This window comes from Coprococcus sp. ART55/1 (genome assembly GCF_000210595.1).
GTDB lineage: Bacteria > Bacillota > Clostridia > Lachnospirales > Lachnospiraceae > Coprococcus > Coprococcus aceti.
Map to the genome: position 1 here is coordinate 2,495,479 of NC_021018.1, position 2,772 is coordinate 2,498,250.

Annotated in this window: 3 protein-coding genes and 1 pseudogene; all 4 read left to right on the forward strand. The window is 44.2% G+C overall.

Annotated features, from left to right (window positions below):
• Positions 1 to 288 (forward strand): annotated as a pseudogene (locus CCU_RS11225) (carbohydrate ABC transporter substrate-binding protein); the annotation flags it as partial.
• Positions 289 to 401: 113 nt separating this feature from the next.
• Positions 402 to 1,298 carry a carbohydrate ABC transporter permease gene (locus CCU_RS11230; RefSeq protein ID WP_015534747.1) on the forward strand — a complete coding sequence of 299 codons (897 nt, stop codon included), beginning with the start codon at positions 402 to 404 and terminating at the stop codon, positions 1,296 to 1,298.
• A complete protein-coding gene (locus CCU_RS11235; protein ID WP_015534748.1) occupies positions 1,298 to 2,134 on the forward strand; it encodes a carbohydrate ABC transporter permease in 837 nt (278 codons plus the stop codon). The genes CCU_RS11230 and CCU_RS11235 overlap by 1 nt, the downstream gene beginning before the upstream one ends.
• A gap of 9 nt (positions 2,135 to 2,143) precedes the next feature.
• Positions 2,144 to 2,772 (forward strand): alpha-amylase family glycosyl hydrolase (locus tag CCU_RS11240; protein WP_243440892.1); only part of this gene is annotated, 629 nt, incomplete at its 3' end.

Below are 2,772 nucleotides of genomic sequence, written 5' to 3' on the forward strand. Positions count from 1 at the left end.
GATACAGGAAAAGATTACATCACAAACAAATTCGCATTTGTCCCATTCAACGCAGACGAGAGCGAGAAGCTTGAGAATCCGCTCAGCAATTCACTTGTATACTATATGAGCAATGACCTTGTGATGGGCAATGACTTCGATGCTTTCCCTGAGTCATGGGGACTCAACACCATCGGTGCAACTATTCAGGAGCAGTTGTTTACAAATCCTGATCAGTGGGATGAGAACACTATAAGAACAGGTGTGGAAGATGCACTGACAAAGTGGAAGGACAGCATCAAAGAGTAATCGGTGCTAAATGGGATGTGTCAGGTTTTCTATGAAAACCTGACATGTAGCGCCAGCCATTTGCCGAAGGCAAATTTTGTATGGCTGGTGTTCAATGTAGGAAAGGAAAAACTATGAAAAGATTTTACAAGAGAAAATTCTGGTTTATGGTTCTGCCTTCTATAGTGTTGTTTCTGCTGGTTATCATAGTTCCTTTTATAGAGGGTGTGATCTACTCCTTCACCGAGTGGAGAGGTTCCTACTTCGTAGGTGGGGAGCACTGGTGGAATGCACTGGTGGGACTTAAGAATTATACAAGCATATTCAAGTCGAAGAATTTCCTTCAGTCACTTGGATACACGGCCATATATGCTGTACTCGCAGTAATAGCACAGAATGTTGTCAGTCTTCTTCTGGCACTCATGATCAAGAAGCTTACCAAGGGCAAGGGACTTTTCAGAACGGTACTGTTCCTTCCATATGTACTTGGAATGCTCGCCATGGGTTATGTATGGCGTTTCATATTTGAAAATGTATTTTCACAGACGCTGTTCGGAACAGACGGTGTGGTACACGTAGAGGTGCTCAACAACATGCTTCAGAATCAGTGGAAAGCACTTCTGGCATATGCGATCGTTGGTGTATGGCAGGTTGCAGGTTATTACCTGATAATCTACCTCAACGGACTCAACAATATTTCAGAGGATATTTATGAGGCTGCCAGAATAGATGGGGCTACGGGCTGGACAAGCTTCAGGAAGATCACACTTCCGCTTCTCATGCCTTCATTTACGATAGTGCTCTTCATGTCACTGGCAAACAGCTTCAAGATGCTTGACCTCAATGTTTCACTGACAGAGGGCAATTTCGGAACGACCATGATATCCTACATGATACTGAAAACAGTAAGAGAGAGCTCTCCTCCGGCATACGGAGAGGCGCAGGCACAGGCAGTTATATTCTTCGTTATCATTGCAGTTATATCTATAGCTCAGGTAATGATCACTAAGAGAAAGGAGATTGAATCATAATGGGAGTAAAAGGCAAGATCAAAAGAGCACTCATAGTGGTTATACTCGCTGTATTGGCAATCGTGACCATATTCCCGATATGGTTCCTGATCGTCAACTCATTCAAGGGACAGCAGGAGATAGTAGCATCTCCAATAGCTCTCCCGAAATCATGGAATCTGGACTATCTGAAGAATGCAGCTGAGCAGATAAATCTCGGCAGCAGCCTGCTTCAGACAGTACTCATAACAGTTGCGGCAGTGGCACTTATCGTGGTCATATCTTCATTTGCCGCATGGGCAATTGCCAGGACAGATTCCAAGGTGGCAAATATACTCTTCATCGCATACACAGCAGCCATGCTCATACCTTTCCAGTCAGTTATGTACCCGTTGGTATCGCTGATGGACAAGCTGGGACTCAAAAACACACCGGGTCTGATCCTCATGTACGGAGGCTTTGGAATCAGTATGTCGGTTCTGCTGTACAGAGGATTCATCAAGAGTATCCCGCTGTCACTTGAGGAGGCAGCCATGCTCGATGGAGCAAATATATTCCAGATATACAGATATGTGGTCATGCCCCTCTTAAAGCCTACGACCATGACAGTTGTCATCACAAATGCAGTGTGGATATGGAACGATTACCTTCTTCCATTCCTCGTAATAGGAAATAACGACAAAAAGACGCTCACGCTGAGCTTATATTATGCAAAGAGTCTGTCAGGACAGTATGGAAATCCATGGGAGCTAATCTTCCCTGCGGTACTTCTCTGCATCATCCCTATCGTGATCATATTCATCATACTTCAGAAGAATATCATCGAGGGAATTTCAGCCGGAGCTGTGAAAGGATAAACATAAAATATGGACAGAAAATGGTGGAAAGAGGCGGTATTTTACCAGATATACCCTAGAAGCTTCTATGACAGCAACGGAGATGGAATAGGAGATCTGAAGGGAATAACTGAGAAATTGCCGTACCTCAAAAATCTTGGCGTGACCGCTGTGTGGATATGTCCATTCTTCAAGTCGCCTATGAAGGACAACGGATATGACATATCGGATTACTACGATGTGAATCCTGAGTTTGGAACCATAGAGGATGCGGATGAACTTATAAGATGCGCAAATGAAAATGGCATCAAGATCATCATGGACATGGTCATCAATCACACATCAGACCAACACAGATGGTTCCAGGAGGCGTGCCGGGACAGACACAGCAAATACAGAAATTACTATATATTTAAGGATAACATAGATGGACTTGCAGATCTCAGATCCAACTTCGGTGGAAGCACATGGACACAGATTGAGGATGGCAGCTGGTATTTCCATTCATTTGCGAAGGAGCAGCCGGATCTCAACTGGGAATGTGAGGAGATGAGACAAGAGCTCTACGACATGATGAATTGGTGGCTTGACAAGGGAGTTTCAGGATTCCGAATGGATGCCATAACATTTATCAAGAAAGACCTCTCATTCCCGCCTAT

Coding starts and splice junctions, on each gene's coding strand:
- CCU_RS11230 (WP_015534747.1), top strand. CDS start 402: ATGAAAAGATTTTACAAGAGAAAATTCTGGTTTATGGTTCTGCCTTCT.
- CCU_RS11235 (WP_015534748.1), top strand. CDS start 1,298: ATGGGAGTAAAAGGCAAGATCAAAAGAGCACTCATAGTGGTTATACTC.